Origin of the sequence: Brevibacillus migulae (assembly GCF_004521915.1) — a bacterium.
GTDB lineage: Bacteria > Bacillota > Bacilli > Brevibacillales > Brevibacillaceae > Brevibacillus_F > Brevibacillus_F migulae.
Map to the genome: position 1 here is coordinate 65284 of NZ_SDKD01000020.1, position 19464 is coordinate 84747.

Annotated in this window: 17 protein-coding genes; 1 reads left to right on the plus strand and 16 read right to left on the minus strand. The window is 50.8% G+C overall.

The window, feature by feature from the left end; all coding sequences use genetic code 11:
* Nucleotides 1–130: 130 nt before the first annotated feature.
* From EIZ37_RS20060 to EIZ37_RS20085, 6 genes are all read right to left on the minus strand, one after another.
* Nucleotides 131–295 (minus strand): cupin domain-containing protein, encoded by a 165-nt coding sequence (locus tag EIZ37_RS20060; protein ID WP_134686547.1) that lies wholly within the window; start codon nt 293–295, stop codon nt 131–133.
* Between the two features lie 15 nt (nt 296–310).
* Complete coding sequence (locus EIZ37_RS20065; protein WP_134686548.1) at nt 311–685, minus strand: helix-turn-helix transcriptional regulator; 375 nt, start codon at nt 683–685, stop codon at nt 311–313.
* Nucleotides 686–721: 36 nt separating this feature from the next.
* On the minus strand, nt 722–1840 hold the full coding sequence (locus EIZ37_RS20070; RefSeq protein ID WP_134686549.1) for an AbrB family transcriptional regulator: 1119 nt from the start codon (nt 1838–1840) through the stop codon (nt 722–724).
* A gap of 2 nt (nt 1841–1842) precedes the next feature.
* The gene (locus tag EIZ37_RS20075) at nt 1843–2550 is read right to left on the minus strand and encodes a response regulator (RefSeq protein ID WP_134686550.1); all 708 of its coding nucleotides are present in this window, start codon (nt 2548–2550) and stop codon (nt 1843–1845) included.
* Nucleotides 2504–4153, minus strand: coding sequence for an ATP-binding protein (locus tag EIZ37_RS20080; protein ID WP_205683861.1), 1650 nt, complete (start codon nt 4151–4153; stop codon nt 2504–2506). The genes EIZ37_RS20075 and EIZ37_RS20080 overlap by 47 nt, the downstream gene beginning before the upstream one ends.
* An 82-nt stretch (nt 4154–4235) precedes the next feature.
* A complete protein-coding gene (locus tag EIZ37_RS20085; protein WP_134686551.1) occupies nt 4236–5534 on the minus strand; it encodes a CitMHS family transporter in 1299 nt (432 codons plus the stop codon).
* A gap of 254 nt (nt 5535–5788) precedes the next feature.
* Between EIZ37_RS20085 and EIZ37_RS20090 the strand changes: the two genes are divergently transcribed.
* On the plus strand, nt 5789–6424 hold the full coding sequence (locus EIZ37_RS20090; protein WP_134686552.1) for an FMN-dependent NADH-azoreductase: 636 nt from the start codon (nt 5789–5791) through the stop codon (nt 6422–6424).
* A gap of 63 nt (nt 6425–6487) precedes the next feature.
* On the opposite strand, the gene EIZ37_RS20095 is transcribed toward EIZ37_RS20090, so the two are convergent.
* From EIZ37_RS20095 to EIZ37_RS20140, 10 genes are all read right to left on the minus strand, one after another.
* The gene (locus tag EIZ37_RS20095; RefSeq protein ID WP_134686553.1) at nt 6488–7375 is read right to left on the minus strand and encodes an alpha/beta fold hydrolase; all 888 of its coding nucleotides are present in this window, start codon (nt 7373–7375) and stop codon (nt 6488–6490) included.
* Nucleotides 7376–7604: 229 nt separating this feature from the next.
* Nucleotides 7605–8549, minus strand: coding sequence for a sugar kinase (locus tag EIZ37_RS20100; RefSeq protein WP_134686554.1), 945 nt, complete (start codon nt 8547–8549; stop codon nt 7605–7607).
* A 41-nt stretch (nt 8550–8590) separates the two neighbouring features.
* Nucleotides 8591–9583, minus strand: a complete 993-nt coding sequence (gene kdgT / locus EIZ37_RS20105) for a 2-keto-3-deoxygluconate transporter (RefSeq protein WP_134686555.1) — start codon at nt 9581–9583, stop codon at nt 8591–8593.
* A gap of 385 nt (nt 9584–9968) precedes the next feature.
* The gene (locus tag EIZ37_RS20110; protein WP_134686556.1) at nt 9969–10622 is read right to left on the minus strand and encodes a bifunctional 2-keto-4-hydroxyglutarate aldolase/2-keto-3-deoxy-6-phosphogluconate aldolase; all 654 of its coding nucleotides are present in this window, start codon (nt 10620–10622) and stop codon (nt 9969–9971) included.
* Between the two features lie 25 nt (nt 10623–10647).
* Nucleotides 10648–11478 carry a 5-dehydro-4-deoxy-D-glucuronate isomerase gene (gene kduI, locus EIZ37_RS20115; protein WP_134686582.1) on the minus strand — a complete coding sequence of 277 codons (831 nt, stop codon included), beginning with the start codon at nt 11476–11478 and terminating at the stop codon, nt 10648–10650.
* Nucleotides 11479–11664: 186 nt separating this feature from the next.
* On the minus strand, nt 11665–14079 hold the full coding sequence (locus EIZ37_RS20120; RefSeq protein ID WP_134686557.1) for a heavy metal translocating P-type ATPase: 2415 nt from the start codon (nt 14077–14079) through the stop codon (nt 11665–11667).
* Nucleotides 14080–14108: 29 nt separating this feature from the next.
* Nucleotides 14109–15449, minus strand: coding sequence for an MFS transporter (locus EIZ37_RS20125; RefSeq protein WP_134686558.1), 1341 nt, complete (start codon nt 15447–15449; stop codon nt 14109–14111).
* A 448-nt stretch (nt 15450–15897) separates the two neighbouring features.
* Nucleotides 15898–17373 carry an alanine/glycine:cation symporter family protein gene (locus EIZ37_RS20130; protein WP_134686559.1) on the minus strand — a complete coding sequence of 492 codons (1476 nt, stop codon included), beginning with the start codon at nt 17371–17373 and terminating at the stop codon, nt 15898–15900.
* A gap of 175 nt (nt 17374–17548) precedes the next feature.
* Complete coding sequence (locus tag EIZ37_RS20135; protein WP_134686560.1) at nt 17549–18940, minus strand: MFS transporter; 1392 nt, start codon at nt 18938–18940, stop codon at nt 17549–17551.
* A 44-nt stretch (nt 18941–18984) separates the two neighbouring features.
* On the minus strand, nt 18985–19428 hold the full coding sequence (locus EIZ37_RS20140; protein WP_134686561.1) for a MarR family winged helix-turn-helix transcriptional regulator: 444 nt from the start codon (nt 19426–19428) through the stop codon (nt 18985–18987).
* Nucleotides 19429–19464: the final 36 nt, after the last annotated feature.

Genomic DNA, 19464 nt, shown 5'->3' on the forward strand with positions numbered 1-19464 from the left:
TAGTGTACTTTTGGAATTTTTGTTTTCCCTTTGAGAAGTGTGGAAAACTTTTGGAAATGTGGTGGGAAAATAAAAAAGCCTGAATCAGTGGCGTTTCCCCTGATCAGGCTTTCAACGAAACAATTTATTTTTATGAATTCGCATCGATCACCACAAAATAAACGCAGTCTCCGTCTCCCACGTTTTCCATGCGGTGAAGCTGATCCAGCTCGAAGGCAAAGGAATCCCCTGCCTCCAGCCGATAGCTTTTTTGCTCAGCCAAAATAATTAGCAGTGATCCTTCCACCAGATGCAGATATTCCTTTCCTCCCTATTCGTGAGCGGGGAGCGTACCCGTGCTTTTTCCAGGCGGGAGGATGCACCGCAAAAACTCAATGCCTTTAGAGGGAAAGGCAGGCGAGAGCAGCGTCCGCTGACAGCCGGTCGCTTGGTCGAAAACTTGCTGGGCCTGCTCCTTCCTGATCACGATCGCTTCCTTTTCCTCTGTCTCGCCAATGAGATGGCTGACCTTCGTTTCCAAAGCCGCCGCAATTTGCCAGAGAACTTGGATGGTCGGGTTTTTCTCATCCCGCTCCATTTGCGAAAGCATGGAACGGCTCACCCCCGATCGCTCGGATAGCTCCAGCAGCGTGTAGCCTTTCGCATCCCGAAATTCCCGCAATCTTTTTCCTAACGATAACGTCAACCGTCATCACACTCCCGACTTTTCAGCAGATGGTTATCAGGCGGCTGTATCCCCGTTATCTGTCTTCCTCCTATTTACTCGGCGTAAATACCAGCGAATACAGGCGGTGAAAACCGTCACGATAAACAGCACCCGGAACAGTTGAAACGCTGTGACCATCAACGGATCCGATCCGATGGCCAATGCCGTCAAACTCATCTCGGCAATGCCGCCAGGTGCGGTGGCCAGCATGCTCGTGAACAGATGAATGCCTGAGGAATAAGCGAGCGCGATACCTAACGTGATGCTCAGACCGGATAAGAGCAGCGCGTGAAAGAAGCCTGCCACAAACAGCTTTCGGTATTGCAGGACCTCATCCCTTTTGAATTCTACCCCGATACTGATGCCGATCGCGATCTGCGCTGCATTGACCAGCCAGCTGGCCATGCCGTGCATCCCGTCCGAGAAAGCAGGACTTACAGAAAAGAGAGCTGCCACAAACAACGGCCCCAGCAAAAACGCCGCCGGCACCCGAAGCTTTGTCGCCAAAAAGGCACCTATGGCAGACACCGCGAGCAAGCCAACCGTTGTCCACCATCCAAGCACCTGATTCCCGCCGCTTACAGCAGGGAGAGCCGCCTTATGCGACAAAAAGGTGACCAGAAAAGGGGTCAGCATCACAATCACGACAATGCGAATGGAGTGAAACATGGAAATAATCTGGAGATTCCCTCCCTGGCTTTGGCCGAGCGTCACCATCTCCGACAGTCCGCCGGGAATGTTGCTAAAAATCGAGGTCGTCAAATCGACCCGATACACCCGATGGACAATCCACGCATTGAGCATGCCGAACAGCAGCGTGAAAATCGTCGCCACCAGCATCTCCCCGATATGCTGCGTCATCATCTGCCATATTTCCGGTGTAATCCGCAATCCGAGCACAATCCCCACTACGATCAGACCCGCCTTGCGGAAATAACCGGGGATCCACAGCTTGTCAAACCCAAGCAGGATACAGGCCACCATCGCCAGCAAAGGCCCGAGCAGCCACGGCAGGGGGGTATGCATCCACGAAAAGACCGCTCCTCCTGCTGATGCAATCAAAAAAGTGAGGAACAAGCGGATTCCCTTGGGGAAATTACGAAAATCGGATCGCCATTTCTCTAGCTGATTCATGCTTACACCCTCCGATAAACCCGTTCTGGACGTCCCACGACGCCATAAACAAGATCGGCCCTGGCCTCTCCTTTAAGGACTAGATACTCCAAATATCGGCGCGACGTGGATCGGCTTGTCCCGATCTCTTGGCTGACCAGCTCGGTCGTCAGCTCCCCCGTTTGCTTCAGCAAGGCGGATACCTTTTCCAGCGTGATTTTATCGATGCCCTTCACGTAGGGCAGCTCTTTTTGCCCCTTCAGGCCCCCTGCTTTCATCAGCATATCGATCTCGTCCTGACTGATGTGTTCGTTCTCTTCCTTGAACGACCGCAGCTTGCTTCTGAACTCACGATATTGATGCAGCGTCTGCTGAAGCCTCTCGAAAATCAATGGCTTGGTTAAAAAATCGAATACGCCCAAACGGATGGCTTCCACCACCGTATCCACTTCCTTGGCAGCCGTCATCATGATGACGTCCGTGTCATAGTGGCGTTCCTTCACATAGGACAATATCGACAGTCCGTTCATATCAGGAAAATAAATATCGAGGAGAATCAAGTCTGGCTGGAGGATATCCAGCTGTTCCTTGGCTTCCAGCTCATTCGCCGCGATGCCGACGACATGGAAACCCTTCACTTTTTCTACAAACAGCCGATTCACCTCGGCGATCCGCAAATCATCTTCAATGATCAGGACGTGGAACGTCTGCTCCTGCTCTGTGAGCTTCATGCTCCGCTTCCCTCCTTCGTGCTGAAGCGTTCTTAGGTATAGCAATGGTAAAAATCGTACCACCAAATGAATTGCGTGTATAGGTCACATAACCGTGTAATTGCTCCAACGCTTGACGAACCAGATACAGACCGTAGCCGCGATTTTTTTGCGCTTTGGTAGAGAAGCCGATTTCAAAAATGCGTTCGGCATGCTCCTCGGGAATGCCCGGTCCAAAATCCTCCACCTCGATCAGCAGATCTTCCCCGATATCGGTCAAAAACACATGTACGCGCTTGGCGGATGCCTCCGGCGACAGCACAGCTTCCATCGCATTGTCAATCATGTTCCCGATGATGGTGATCAGATGGTAACGATCAATCGATGCGGGCACATCCCGGAAGCTGCTCTGTGGATCAATCTGCAGCTCAACTTTCAGCTCGTTGGCGCGATTGAGCTTGCCCAACAAGAGTCCCCCGAGCAGCGTATCGGGGATTTCCTTCATGATCAAACGGGTATGGTTAATATGTCCATCGGATTCGTGTGTGATGAATCGGATCGCTTCTTCATAGGATTCCAGCTGAATCAAGCCCGAAATCAGATGCAGCTTGTTCGAATACTCATGCGTCTGCGCGCGCAAGGCATCTGCATATTCTTTGACCTGGGAAAGCTCCTCCGTCACTCTCAGCAGCTCTGTTTTGTCCCGCAAGCTGGCAACCGCCCCCAGCAGCCGATGGTCCTCATCCGTCACCGGCACCCGATTGGCGACCAGCACTTTTCCGCCGATCAGCAGGTCCTGGTCATATTCGGCCTTTGTTGTTTTCAACACTTCCAGCAGACGAGAGTTGCCAAGAAGTTCATCGACTTCTTTGCCGGTTATATCTTTTCGATTGGAAAGCCCCAGCATTTGCAGCGCCGTCTGGTTCGCCATGGTAATGACGCCTTTTTCATTGATGGCAAGGATGCCTTCCCGGATGGACTCGAGAATCGCTCTCTTTTCCCGATACAATCGGCCAATCTCGGATGGCTCCAGACCAAGGATGGCTTTCTTCCCGTTTCGGGCGATCATGACCGTTCCTCCGATCCCCAGGAGCAGCGTAGCAAGAGCGATGAGCAGAATGCGATTGCGGTAAGACTGGATCGTCTGCTGGATGTCCTCGATCAAAAAGCCGACCGAGACCACTCCGATCACCTGCCCCTGCTTATCGAAGACCGGGGCCTTCCCACGCAAGGACGGGCCTAATGAACCCACCGCTTCGGAGATGATTGCGTGTCCTTCCAAGACCGCCTGATCATCTCCCCCCTGCATGTACTCGCCGATTCGTTCGGGGATGGGATGGGAAAAACGGATTCGCTCGCGATTGCCCACCACCACAAATTCCGCCTGTGTTTCCAGCCGGACTTTCTCCGCAATCGGATCGATGATTTTCCAAGGCTCTTTTGCCGAAAAAGCATCCACGATTTCCGGCATGGCCGCTACTGTCTTCGCCACATTCAAAGCCCGCAAACCGATGTCCTGCCGCAAAGAAGCCGCCAGCATATGTTCAAAGGATAGGCCAAAGATCAGCATGACCAGCAGCAGCAGCGAAGCGATCAGCAGCATCAGCTTGGTTTGGAAACGCAATGGCCCCACTCCTTTTCAATAAATTGAGAAAATAGAGGCCTAATGAAAGGCCCCTATCCCGTTCGAAATCCTGTATTCCATATTAGAGGGAGATGACACCCGTTACAATGGCAATCGCAGTCATCACAATCGTGCTGCCAACCGCCCATTTCAGCGTAAAGCGTTGATGTTCACCAAAATCGACACCAGCCATCCCGGTGAGCAAATACGTGGACGGAACCAGCGGGCTTAACAAATGGACGGTCTGCCCCAACAAAGATGCGCGCCCAATCTCAACAGGATCAATCCCGTAGGCCGCGGCCGTTTCCGCGATAATCGGCAAAATGCCAAAATAGTAAGCGTCATTGGACATGAAGAAGGTAAACGGCATGCTCGTAATGGCGGTAATGACCGGCAAATGCGGGCCCCACGATTCCGGAATCAGCGCGACCAGCGAGTGTGCCATCGCATCAACCATTTCCGTACCTGAGAGGATACCCGTAAAAATACCTGCGGCAAACACCATGGATACGACAGCCAGAGCATTTCCCGCATGAGCGGCAACACGTTCTTTTTGCTCCGCCAGATTCGGGTAGTTCAGCATCAAAGCAACTGCAAACGCTAACATAAAGAGGATCGGAAGCGGCAGCCAACTCATCACCAGACCAACCATCAATACAATCGTTAACAGCAGATTCGCCCACAATAATCTCGGACGTTTTGAATCGGCTGCGCCTGTTTCCGTCCCTGCCGCGATCTGCGCGACCACTTCGGAATCAAGCTGGAGAATGCCGACTCTGGCTCGCTCTCTTTTGCCTAAAATGTAAGCGACCGTGATAACCCACGCAGCCGCGCCAATGATAGCCGGGATCAACGGGGTGAACAGGTGGGAAACATCCAGATGAAGGGCGGTCATGGCGCGGGCAGTTGGCCCACCCCAAGGAATGATGTTCATCGCTCCGCTCCCCATCATTGCGATACAGGTCAGCACTAACGGACTCATCCCCAAGCGTACATAGAGAGGAAGCATGGCAGAAATCGTAATCATGTACGTAGTCGTTCCATCTCCGTCCAGCGATACCGCCAGTACAAGGATCGCTGTCCCGATGACGATTTTCAACGGGTCTCCTTTAACCGCTTTCAAAATCTTGGAGACCACCGGATCAAACAAGCCTGCATCAATCATGATGCCGAAGTACAGGATCGCAAACAGCAGCATGATTCCCGTCGGCGCAATATTTTTCACGCCTTCCAGCATCATTTTGCCCAAATCAGCTCCAAATCCGCCAATCAACGCAAAAACAACCGGCACCAAAATTAAAGCAATCAGCGCAGAAAGACGCTTCGTCATAATCAAAAACATAAAGACGGCAACCATGATAAAACCGAGTACAGATAACATTGTGTCTCCCCCAGTTCCAGAAAGAATGCGCTTTCAAAAGTGTTTTCATTATAACAACGTTGAAAATCGAAGAAAATAAAACGGAAATAAAGGAGACTAAGCGAATTGACATCATTTTGTTCATTCTGTTTACAGGCTTTTACGGATCAAGCAGCGATATAGATCCCGCCTTTTTCCGCGGATAAATCATTTGAAAGAACCCACCCTATGTAGTGGAAACACCAATCCCATTACAAAGGCAGGCGGCGATTTCGATGGCAACTGTTCTGTATATTACTGCACATCCGCATGACCACACCCAATCGTACAGCATGGCTGTCGGGAAAGCCTTCATTGATGCTTATCGAGAGGCCAATCCCGGCGATGAAGTGATTACCCTCGACCTGTACAAAGAGAACATCCCGCATATTGACGCCGATGTGTTCAGCGGCTGGGGCAAGCTCCGTTCCGGCAGTACCTTTGATCAGCTGTCCGAAAAAGAAAAGGAAAAAGTGGGCATTCTCTCCGGCTTGACCGATCAATTCGTGGCGGCAGACAAGTACGTCTTTGTCACACCGATGTGGAACTTCTCCTTCCCACCGGTGATGAAAGCCTACATCGATTCGATCTGTACAGCCGGCAAAACATTCAAATATACCGCGGAAGGCCCGGTCGGACTGTTGACCAATAAAAAGGCGCTGCACATCCAAGCCCGCGGCGGCATTTATTCCGAAGGCCCTGCGGCAGCAATGGAAATGGGGCACCGCTACCTAGGCATCATCATGCAGTTTTTTGGGGTGCCTTCCTTTGAAGGGCTGTTTGTCGAAGGACATAACCAGTTCCCTGATCGTGCCGAAGCCATCAAGGAAGAAGCGATTGGACGAGCAAAGGAGCTTGCGAAAAAGTTTTAACCTCTCCGCGATCAATAAAAAGAGGCTCCTGTGCGAATGTATCGCCAGAAGCCTCTTTTTGTATCATCTTGTTTTGAAAAAGTGCAACACACGTTCATTCACATATGCCGGCTGCTCCATGGACAAGACATGTCCCGCCTTCTCCACAATCTCCACCTCAGCGTGTGGCAAATGGCGAAGAGCACGCATCTTTGCTTCCTCGGGATCATACATGACCTCATACTCGCCAAACAGCACAAGAAGCGGCTGCTTAATCTGCTGCAATTCTTCATCCGTGCATACGTATGGCCAGACCCGCGTTCTTTCTTTTATTGAAGCCAAAGCATCCTGCCGCTTAATGCCCGCCCGAAACAGTTGATCAAAAGACGCCGGCACTTCATACCTGTCCCCAAACAACCAGCGCTGGAAATAGTCAGGACCATTCGGATCGGTAGCAAGGCCAAAGGCGTATTTATAAAAGGATTGACGAAAAGAGACAAACGTCTCTGCAGGACTCATGATCACAGCCTTTTCCACATACGCGGGCGCATAGATCGCCAGGTTGACGATCAGCTGCCCCCCGTAGGAAAGACCGACCATTTTTGCCTGCTTCAGCCCCAGCCCATCGAGCACCTCTTGCAGCCAAACCGCATACTCTTCCCGATTTTGCGGCAGCTTCTCCAGCATGCTGAAATTTTTATCATCAATGATATCAATCGCGTAGATCCGATATTGACTGGAAAATGCCGCAATATTGGGAAACCACATCGCTGAACTGTACATGGCGCCGTGGATGAGCAGTATAGGCTCCGCTTGCTCGGGACCGCTTATCAGTACATGCGTCTGTCCAAAGCTTGTAGGGATGTAACGGGACTCATAAGGGACCCGCCACTGAGCGAGGCTTGCTTCATACGCATTGCGATAGTTTTGGTGTATGTCTAAAGTTGGGGAGTAGGTCAATGATGAATTCATCTCAATACCCTCCTTGCCATTTTATGAACAGATTTACAAATAAATATAATACAGATATCGAAAACTGTAAATATACCCATATAATCAAGGGATTTTTATTATAAAACAGGTTCATTAAAATTTATATAACAGTATTTTTATCTTTTGTTAAGTTTCCATAAACATGAAAAAGGAGACAACCTGCAGCAGGTTATCCCCCTTTTCTATATGGGCACTGAAAAGCCGCTTATTATGCTGTTTTGCTCGCCATGAACGCTTCCAATCCCTCCCGCTTGGGCAGGCCGTCATTGTCCCCCGGGGCCATTACCGCGAGCGCCCCAATGGCTGTCCCACGCTTGACTGCCTCCTGCAGAGTCAATCCTTCCAACAGCCCGCTTACCACTCCGACAGCAAAGCCATCGCCAGCCCCTACGGTATCGACGACCCGTTCCACACGGAAACCTTCCGTATAAAAACACTGTTCGCCTGAGCTTGTGTACGCTCCCTTTGCCCCTAGCTTGATGACGACCGTATCGACCCCGGCAGCATGATAGAAATCGGCAATATCCTGTTCATCCTCTTTGCCGGTGAGCAGCCTTCCTTCCTCAATGCCCGGGAGAACGATATCAGCCCGACGCGCCAAATCGTTTATCACCTGCACCATCTCGTGCTTGTCTGGCCACAAACCCGGCCGCAAATTGGGATCATACGAGATCTGCACGCCTCTTCTCCGCGCCTGCGCCATCAATTCGTACACCATCTCCCGACAACCGACGGACAAGGCCGGAGGTATTCCGGTCAGATGAATATGATCGATTCCTTCCCAACTCACATTGGCGATCGTGTGCAGACCCATATGCGAAGCTGCGGAATTTTTGCGGGCGGAGAACACCACAGGATCCCCGCTCGTGACTTTCTGCTTCCACATCATTCCGGTCAAACATCGCGGTTCATAGGTGACGTACGTGGTATCAATCGCATTTTGCTCGAAAAATCTGGCGATATACTTCCCAAATGGATCCGTGCCCAGCTGGGTGATGTATTGGACGTCATGCCCCAAGCGCGACATGCCGATGGAAAAATTGACTTCAGCTCCCGCCACATAGCGGGTAAAGCGCTCCGCATCTTCCAATGCTCCTTCTTGTTCCGCCACAAAAAGAGCCATCGGTTCGCCTACCGTAATGATCTTACTCATAGGAACCTCCTTTTGTGTGATGAAAACCTATTCTTCGTTCCTTACACAGCCGCTTTTCTATCGTCCTGGACAAAATGTCCATTGCCTTTCTTTTGCATGTACTTTGCATAATAAGCGGTCAAGATTGGCACTAAAATAGAAGTGACAATCACGCATGCCGCTACCAACGCCGTAGCCGCTTCTGCCGCCGGAAGAAACTCAGGCTTCATATTCGCGATAATCATCGGATTGGCCACAGCTGCACCCGCTGTACTGGACGCGGCAAGTCCTGCAGTGCCATTTCCGCCGCCAATGTATTTGTCAGCCAGCATTAACGGAATGCCCGTCACGACGATCACGGCCAAGCCCAGCAAAATTCCCAGCAGACCCGTTTTCGCGATCACGGTCAGATCGATGGAATTCCCCAAAGCAAAGCCAAAGAACGGAATCATCGTATGTGTGGCTTTGCTGAAAAAGTCACGGAAATCCTTATCCAGGTTGCCTAAAATAAACCCGATCAGGAAGGGCAAGACCGCGCCCACAAAAGCTTGCGGTTCAAAAGCGGCCAATCCGGTCGTGCCCAGGATCACCATGGTTACCAGCGGTCCCGATTCGAGGGACATCAGTACAAATGCGCCCGCTTCTTCTTTCGTGCCGTACTGCTGCATGATCGAGGCATACAGACCGCCATTCGTCATATCCATCGCCGCGATCAGGGCAAGAACCGATAATCCGGCGAAGAAGCCTGTCTGGATGCCGCCCTCCGGGATGAAGGCAGCCGCCACGATCGCAACTCCCCATGCCACTGCAATCTTGGTGACCACCAGCGTGCCCGATTTTCGCAAAATCGTACCCGTCGCTTTGATATTGATGCCAGCTCCCATACAGAAAAACCATACGGCCAAAATCGGCACAGTACCCGTCATCAATCCATTGGTAAAGGAACCGAAATATTTGCCGGCATCAGGAAACAATGTATGAATTAGCGCCCCCAGAAACAGCGGCACCAGCATCAGTCCACCTGGAATCCGTTCCATCGTCTTCATAATCTTCATGTCTATACACCCTGCCTCTCCAATTGGTCTGTGTGAACGTGAACTCGGGAAAGAATAATCGATATTTCTCTCTATCCAACGCGCTGCGTAAGCGCTTTCTATTTTGATACTAGACGGCAAAGGCCTCTCTCATCCCTTGCTGCTTTCCCGTGGAAACCTGGCCTGTCATTGAAAATCGACACTTTTTCCTTTAAAATTTAGTAGGTCAGATATAAGATCTGGCGCTGAACGTTTTTCCGCTCCTGCCATGCCAAACGGATCTGGCAACGATGCAGCTGCAGGATCTGTCCATCTTGCAGTGCTTGCCAATATCTGCTTTGTGACTGTCATCTGCGTGGATAGGAGCGGTCAACTGTCTCCCGCTTTGAAAGGCGAATGAAGCCTTTTAGCGGATTCCTCTGGCTTCCTTGACTTTTTCCACATACTCACTGGCTAGACTGACAATCTTGCTGTAGTCTTGATCCTTTTTCGCCGCCGTCACCAAATTCCCGCCGACCCCCACCGCCATGCAACCGTTATTCAACCATTCATGGATATTGTCCAGACTTACCCCGCCCGTAGGCATGATGTTCACCTGTGGCAGCGGAGCCTTGACGGCTTTGACAAAATCGGGACCGACCGAGCTTCCCGGGAACAACTTGATTACGTCCACACCATACATCAGCGCTTCTTTGATCTCGCCGATGGTCAGGCATCCAGGCATAAACGGAATCGTGTAGAGATTGCACAGCTTGGCGACTTGCTGATCGAACGCCGGGCTCACAACGAACGCAGCCCCTGCCAATATCGCGATTCTCGCTGTGATCTCGTCCAATACGGTCCCTGCCCCGATCACGACATCGCTTTGGCCCTTGTATTCAGCCACTAGCTGCTTGATCACCGCATCCGCATCTGGCGTCGTAAACGTTACTTCAATAATTTTGATCCCGCCGCTGATACACGCTCGCGAAATCAGTACGGCTTCCTCAGGAGAATCAGCCCGCACCACAGCGACTATTCCCGTCTCTTGGATCTGCAGCAGCGTCCGCCATTTGATCATAGCGCTTTCATTCCTTTGCAAGAGGTTACCTCAATTGATCCATGGTCACCTGATCCATGTCCGTGTAGGTTTTGTTTTCGCCGGCCATCGCCCAGATAAACGTATAGTTGCTGGTGGCGCAACCGCAGTGGATGGACCATGGCGGGGAAATCACAGCTTGTTCATTTTTCATGACAATGTGCCTGGTTTCATGCGGCTCGCCCATGAAGTGGAACATTCTCGCGTTTTCGTCCAGATCAATATACAGGTACACTTCCATCCGGCGGTCATGCGTATGGGTCGGCATGGAGTTCCATACGCTGCCTGTTTGCAATTGGGTCATCCCCATCACGACTTGGCAGCTTTGAATGCCGTCTTGATGAATCATTCTTCGGATTACTCTGTCATTTGCACTTTCGAGTGAACCCAAGCGGTTGCCTTCGATCTCTTTAAAAGCTACGTGCTGAGTGGGGTATTCCTTATGAGCAGGAGCGGAGAACAGATAAAATTTGGCCGGAGTTTCTGGATTGTCGCTGGTGAAAAGGAGCTCTTTTTTGCCGAGTCCTACATACAGGCAGTCCTTGTTTTCCATCGTAAACGACTCGCCATCAACGGTAATCTTGCCACTGCCGCCTACGTTGAAAATGCCCACTTCTCTGCGCTGCAGGAAATAATCCGCCTTGATTTCGTCATAGCCCGGCAGAGAAACAGTCTCTCCCACCGGCGTGATCCCGCCCATGATGGTCCGGTCTTCCATGGAATAGACCAGCTTGATTTCTCCTGGGACGAATAACTCTTCGATTAGATAGTGCTTGCGAATTTCTTCCGTCGTAAACGTTTTTGCGTGATCAGGATGCGTCGAGTATCTGATCTCCATCATTTCATCTCCCATCGTTCATCAGTATATGAGGTTTCCTTTACCTTTGTTCCGCATTGTGGTACATCGTTCCACAATTAAATGATAACGCATTCATAGCAAATAGTAAATACATGGATTTATGTGTAACAACATGAAAATCAAAAAAGCACAGGGCTGCTTCCCCCGTGCTTTTTTGAGGCTATCTTAATGCGGTGTTTTCACTTTTTGCAGCCGCAATGCGTTCAACACGACCGATACCGAGCTTAACGCCATCGCTGCCCCTGCCAGCCAAGGAGCCAGGAACCCGGCAGCTGCGATTGGAATGCCGATGACGTTGTACGCCAAGGCCCAGAACAGATTTTGCTTAATATTCGCCATCGTTTTCTTGCTCATGAAGATGGCATCCGGAATGCTGGTCAGCTCTCCGCGCATCAAGGTGACATCCGCCGCCTCCATCGCCACGTCGGTACCGGTGCCGATCGCCATCCCGATATCGGCGGTCGCCAGTGCCGGGGCATCATTGATGCCGTCCCCGACCATCGCTACTTTTTTGCCTGCTTCCTGCAGCTTTTTCACTTCAGCTGCTTTTCCTTCCGGCAGCACCTCCGCCAGCACATGGTCGATGCCCACTTGTGCTGCGATCGCTTTTGCCGTACGTTCATTGTCTCCGGTGATCATGATGACTTCAATGCCCAATGCCTTGAGACGAGCCACCGCTTCTTTCGATGTTTCCTTGATCGTATCCGCTACAGCAACCATACCTGCATATTTGCGCTCAATGGCCACGAGCATCGCTGTTTTTCCTGCTTCCTCCAGCAAGCTCATCTCTCCGAACGCCGCGTTGGCATCTACCTCGTATTTGGCCATCAGCTTTCTTGTGCCAACCAAAAGCTCTTTGCCGTCCACAACTGCCCGGATCCCGAATCCGGGAATCGCTTCAAACTCCTCTGTCGCCGGCAGCTCGATCCCTTTTTCTTTGATACCGTTGACGATCGCTTCAGCCAATGGATGCTCCGAATTTTTCTCCGCTCCTCCAACCATCGCCAGGAATTGAGATTCGTCCAATTTTGCTTCCACGATCACATCGGTTAGTTCTGGCTTCCCTTTTGTTACCGTCCCGGTCTTATCGAGGATGATCGCGTCGATCCGGTGAGTGGCCTCCAGATGTTCGCCGCCCTTGAACAAAATACCCAACTCCGCCGAACGTCCGGAGCCTGCCATGATCGAGGTCGGCGTAGCCAGCCCCAAGGCACAAGGGCACGCAATGACCAGTACGGCAATCGCTTTTTCCAACGCACTGGCGAATTGACCTGGTTCTACCGCCAAATACCAGACGAAGAAAGTAACAACCGCGATCCCCACCACGATCGGTACAAAAATACCGGAAATCACATCAGCAATCCGTTGAATCGGCGCTTTGGAGCCTTGCGCTTCTTCCACTACTTTAATAATTTGCGCGAGCGCTGTTTCTTTTCCGACTTTTGTCGCTTTTACTTTCAATACACCATTTTTATTGATGGTCGCCCCAATCACATGATCACCGACACGCTTCTCCATCGGAATGCTTTCGCCTGTCAGCATCGATTCATCGACCGATGAGTTTCCTTCCACGACTTCGCCATCCACCGGCACCTTTTCGCCTGGCTTGACGATGAGGATATCGCCCACGACGACTGCTTCTACAGGAATACTTAATTCTTGCCCGTCACGGATGACGAGCGCCGTTTTTGCCTGCAGCCCCATCAGCGATTTGATCGCTTCCGAGGAACGGCCTTTGGCCAATGCTTCGAACAGTTTTCCAAGCAGGATCAGCGTGATCAATACCGCGCTGGTTTCATAATACATTTCAACCTGGTGATGACTGCTCATCTCCAGCGATTGAACGGTGAGATACAGGCTGTAAAAATAGGCAGCCGATGTTCCCAGCGCAACCAACACGTCCATGTTTGCGCTCTTGTTGCGAAGTGCTTTATAAGCTCCTACGTAAAATTGCTTGCCGATGATAAATTGCACGGGTGTTGCCAAGGCCAGCTGGAACCACGGATTCATGAAAATCTCCGGCAGCCAAATAAAGGACGTAAACGAGAAGTGGCTGACCATCGCCCAGAGCAGCGGCAACGAGAGAATGGCTGAAATGATCAATTTGCGTTTTTGCTTGGCGATTTCTTTTTGGCGATGATCGACTTGCTCGCCTTCCTCCTGCTTTGGTATCGCTTGGTAGCCCAGTTTCTCTACTTTTTGCACCATGTCTGCAACCGTCACATTTGCCGGTGAGTATTCGACATGGGCGGTTTCCAGTGCAAAGTTCACGGTTGCCTTGGTGACGCCCGGCAGCTTATTCAAGCCTTTTTCAATCTTGTTGGCACAAGCCGCGCAGGTCATCCCGCTGATTTGAAAGTCGACCGTTTCTTTGACGGTGTCGTACCCGAGGGAACGAATCTTCTCTTCCAGATTGGTTGCATCCACTTTCTCTGCATCAAACGTTACAGAAGCTTGCTCCAAGGCAAAGTTTACGGATGCTTCGGATACGCCTTCTACTTTTTTCAGGCCTTTTTCGATGCGAAGTGCACAGGCCGCACAGGTCATTCCGCTGATTTGAAGCGTTGTCTGCTTTTCCATATGCTATCCATCCCTTCTATCTAAATGGTTTACGCCATCTGTTTTTTACTTGCAAAAGCAAGGATCATGATGATGCTGATCAGAGCCACAATCGCACTTACCGAGAACAGATAGGTGAAGCCTGCCGCGAGCCCGATTAGTTTGCCCGCTACCGTTGCACCTAGCGTCGAACCCAAGGAACGGAACAAGCTGAGATAGCCAACCGCGGCTCCGGTGTCTTTCGGATCTACCACTTGCAGAATCAGTACGTTCAGCGGTGCGCCGATAATGATCCCTACCCCAAAGCCCATCACTACGATGGTTACGATAAAGCTGACAAGTGATTCTACTACGAAACCGAGAGATACAGCGCCGAGAATCGAGATGATAAATCCAAGCACCAGTACCTTTTTCGCGCCGATTTTATCGACCAGATTCCCGCCGATCAAAGACGCAATCACCGAAGCGACCGCAAACGGAGTGGCAAGCAAGCCTGAGCTGCCCTTCGCCATATGCAGTACCGACTCAGTAAACACAGGCAAGAAGTTAATCGAAGTCGCCATCACAAAACCGGAAATGAGAGAGGCCAGCAAGAACGTCAACGCGCTTTTTTTCGTAAAGTATTGCGTGTTCATCACTGGATCTGCTTGCTTGCGTTCAATGAGAAGCAGAACAGGAAGCAGGATCAGGCCAATCGCGATAAAGACCACATTGCTGCTGGAGATGCCGTACATCAGCGCCAAAATCATTAAGCTTAGAACGAGAATCCCTGGATAATCGATCGGTTTTTTCACGACAGGCTGCTGCTGCTTCAGACCAGCGACCATGAGCAGGATCAATACGGAAATCGGGATGTTAATCAGGAAGATCCACTGCCAGTCAAGCACCGAGAGAATCAACCCGCCGACTGCCGGCCCTGCAATGGTGCCGATCCCAAAAGCCACGCCAATCAGTCCCATCGCCTTGCCGCGCTCTTGTGGTGGCGTCGTCGCCGCGATCTGTGCTGCCGTGATCGGGAAGATACCCCCAGACCCTATCGCCTGAATCGCTCTCCCGAGAAGGAACACTGCGAAGTTCGGGGCAAAAGCGGCGAGCAGGGAACCGATCGCAAACAAGCTGATGCCCAACATGAAGGTTTGCTTTCTGCCGATCCGGTCAGACAGCTTCCCGAGAATCGGAATGCTAACGGCAAACGTCAATGTGTAGATCGTGAAGCTCCACACTCCCCAGGAAGCATCGATCTGGTAAGCGGAAAAGATGGAACTCAAGGCCGGACCGACGATACCGTGATCCAACGCCCCCATAAAGATTCCGAGCAAAAAGGTAAAAATCATAAGTCCTCGTGACATTCCTTGCACCGGTTGCACTGCCGGCATCGCTTGCGTGCTCATCTTGTTCAATCTCCTCTATGTAAAAGTGAGTTGCGTTTTTCTCCTTGCCTTAATACTATACCCCCCTACCCTATAAGTCAAGCGAAATTCCAAGATTTTTTTCTGGATCACATGTCAATAGCCATATCTAGCCATTTAATCATAAAAGTAATTCTAACTTCCAATTTTTTCATTGTAAATCAATTTTTTGGCTGAACTGTATGCGATGACTAAAAAATGATTATGCATACTTGGTAGTGGGGGAAGGGAAGTCGGGGCTGCATACTTGCCACACTTGCTGGGGAGGGGGGCTGTCCGGTTCCGATAGCAAAAAAGACCCCTGTCATCATTCATCAACAGGAGTCTTCTACTATCACGCTTTAATCACATTAGATATTGCTTTTTTCATTTGTCTCTTCAGGGTCGCATATACCTGCTCGGGGTATGATGATTTGTTTCCTCGAGCTGCTTACACTGTCTTCTGCTTTTTCCCCGCTACCGCCGCATCTGGATGGACGTATTCCTTCTCCCAGAAATCCGCACCCTTGATGCCGAGTTTGACCGGATCGAAGACGGGATCCAATCCTGCTTTCTTTTGTGCTTCATAGTCCTTCAATACTCGCAAAGCCGGCTTGGTTAACAGCAGGATGGCGATAATATTTAACCATGCCATGCTGCCGACGCCGATATCGCCCAGTGTCCATGCCAGCTCAGCTGTCTTCACGCTGCCGTAATAGACCATGCCCATGATGACAATTTTCAACGCATACTCCGACCAGACGCGCTTGACCTTTCCATTCAGGTACGCCAGATTCGTCTCTGCCATGTAGTAGTACGCCATGATCGTCGTAAAAGCGAAGAAAAGAAGCGCTACTGCAACAAAAGGCGCGCCAAAGCCAGGAAGTACGGATTCCACTGCCATCTGTGTGTATACAGGTCCCGGCTTGTCGGCATCGATATTGGTAACAATCGGTGCTGCCCCCTCCGGATGAACGTTGTACATGCCGGTCATCAAGATCATGAAAGCAGTCGCCGAACAAACAAACAATGTATCTACATAGATCGAAAAGGCCTGTACCAAGCCTTGCTTCGCGGGATGGGATACTTCTGCTGCCGCAGCTGCGTGCGGAGCGGTTCCTTGCCCCGCTTCGTTGGAATAGATGCCGCGTTTAACCCCCCAGGAAATCGCCGCACCGATAATCCCGCCAAAAGCAGCGTCTGCGCCAAACGCACTGCGGAAGATGAGCGCAAGGATCGCTGGCAGATCAGCGATGTTGATGATCACGATCAAAAGAGCCACCAGAATATACCCCAGCGCCATAAACGGTACCACGACCTGCGCAACATTGGCGATCCGCTTCACTCCGCCAAAGATGATCGCTGCCAGGATGATTACCAGTCCAATCCCCGTAATGGCCGGACTTATGCCGAATGCGCCTTTCATCCCCTCTGCAATGCTGTTCGCCTGCACGCCCGGTAATAGCGCGCCGGTTGCGAGAACGGTTACAATCGCAAACAGGACCGCATACCATTTTTGCCCCAGGCCCTTCTCGATGTAAAACGCAGGACCACCGCGGAACTGTCCATCTTGCTTGCGTTTATAGACCTGCCCCAGCGCCGCTTCCACAAACGCCGAACCCGCTCCCAAAAAGGCAATCAGCCACATCCAAAAGACAGAACCCGGACCGCCATAAGCAATGGCCGTTGCCACACCGGCAATGTTTCCTGTCCCTACCCTTCCGGACAAAGCCAGCGACAAAGCTTGGAAAGAGGATACCCCTGCCTCGGAGCTTTTGCCTTCAAACATTAACTTCACCATGTCCTTGATGTGTCTTAGCTGAAGGAACCGGGTTGCAAACGAATAAAAAAGACCTGTTGCTAAACAGAGAATGATAAGTGCCTGACTCCAAATGATTCCATTCAGCCAATTTACAAATGTCTCCAAGTTTTTACCCCCCAATTGTTTTCTTTATGTATCAATCAACAGTTATTATTACAGCCGAAATAGGGATGGTTTTCCAGAAAAATGTTTTTTATCCAGAAAAAAAGATAACCCAGCATCGATGAACGAACTGGGCTACCTAAATGTTGTTTTTTTACATAGAGCAAATTCCCTGCAACTATTTTACTGGTCTTTGTTGACTACGGTACAAAATGATTACCAGAATGACCAGCGCAGCCAAGGTTAAAAAGATATTGCTGTAAACAATCGCTCCTTGATTGATCAACAATGGGTTAAACGGTGCGGACGAACCCACATCGAGTGTTTTGCCGATCAGCGTAGTAGCGGTTGCCCCCGAGATGAAGTTCAGCATCGAGAAGAGCCCCATCCCGACACCGACCTGGTCCTTTGGTAATGTACGGGAGATCGTATTCGACATCGCAATCTGCATGAACGTTTGCCCCAGATTGCCGGAAATCAGGACAAACAGGATCAGATATGGGGACAGACCGGCAGTTACCGATAATAGGCTGTAGGCGATAAACTGAAATGCTGTGGCCAGATAGAAGAGAAACAGGTTCCCTTTTTCGTCTGCGAGCCTTCCTCCCTTTCGCCCCAGCAAGGCTGAGGAAATCGCGCCCGGAAACATGATCAGCCCGATCATCGCTGGAGACAAATGATTCACATTCGCCAGCAGCTGCGGTGTCAGAAACGGGATGCCAAAAGCAAGCCCAGTGGCCAAAAATGCGGTTCCTACGCCAAACGTATATTTCTTGTTTTTAAATAAGGCAGGCTGAATAAAAGGAGAGTCAGCCTTCCGAAGCCGTATCACCAACAGGACAAAAAATGCGATGCCTAGCAGGAAGAGCAGCCAAGTCTCATACGTAATGGCGAGCAATAAAGACGCAACCATACCCGCGAGCAGCAAGCCGCCAAATATATCTGTCTTGGCCGTGGTCCCTCTTTCATCGTCCAGATATTTGCGATAAAAAGGCAAGGTAATCAAAGCCAGGATCGACATCAAAAAGAGCACCCGCCAGCTGGTCACGCTCGACACCAGTCCGGATACGATGGGCCCGATCGCCGTGCCCAACGCCAAACCGCTAGCCGTAGTACCAAGTGCCCGCCCCCGCTTCTCAGGCGGAAAGTATCGCACCGGGATGATCATTGCAGTGGCCGGAATCACCGAGGCTCCCGCGGACTGCAGGACCCGTCCCAGAATCACCATCCAATAATGCGTGGCAAATACCCCCACTAGTGAACCTAGTGCAAATACGATCAGACCAAAGGTAATCAAATCTTTGATCCGGTACTTATCCGCCAGCTTCCCATACGTCACCGAACCGATGGCATAGACGATCATATAACCGGTCACGATCCAGCTTACCTGCGAGGACGTAATCTGAAACTCTTTGCTGATCGTCGGCAGCACGACGTTAAACATCGAGGCATTCATGACCGATAAGATCAGCGTAAAAAACAGTACGCGAATCAGCTTCTCGCCTGTTCCCGTATCTTGTACAGCCGCTTGTTGTGTCAAATGCTCCACCCTCTTTTCTCTCTCACTCATTTTTGTAAAAAATTATTGTCTAAACAAGTATTCTTGCAAAAAAGTTACTTCAAATTTTCTATAATTTTGTCAAGGACACGCAGGCATGTTTCCAAGTCCTGCTCATTTACACCTTCGGTTGCTTCCGCTGCCGTTTTCAGCGCGAGGTTGATCAGGTCTTCCTGCATTTGCGCGCCTTCCTCGGTCAAATAGATCAGATTCGTACGGCGGTCAGTCGGATGGGGCACACGCTTCACCAGATTGCGCTTGATCATATTGTCGATGAGCCTGGAAACGGAGGGTTCGTCTTTATCGGTGGCACAGGCAATCATATTCTGGGTTTTCCCCTCATCCTTGCGTAGATTCACAAAGATCCGCCATTGCTCCGGGGTCACATTTAAGCCATTTTCCTTGAAATGCCGATTCATGCGGTTGCCAAACAGCCGGGATGAAACCCCCAACTTCCGCCCAAGAGACCTTTTTATATACTCGTTCACATCAAAGTCCATAACACTCCTCCTCTCCTCACTCCTATGTAAAAAGAT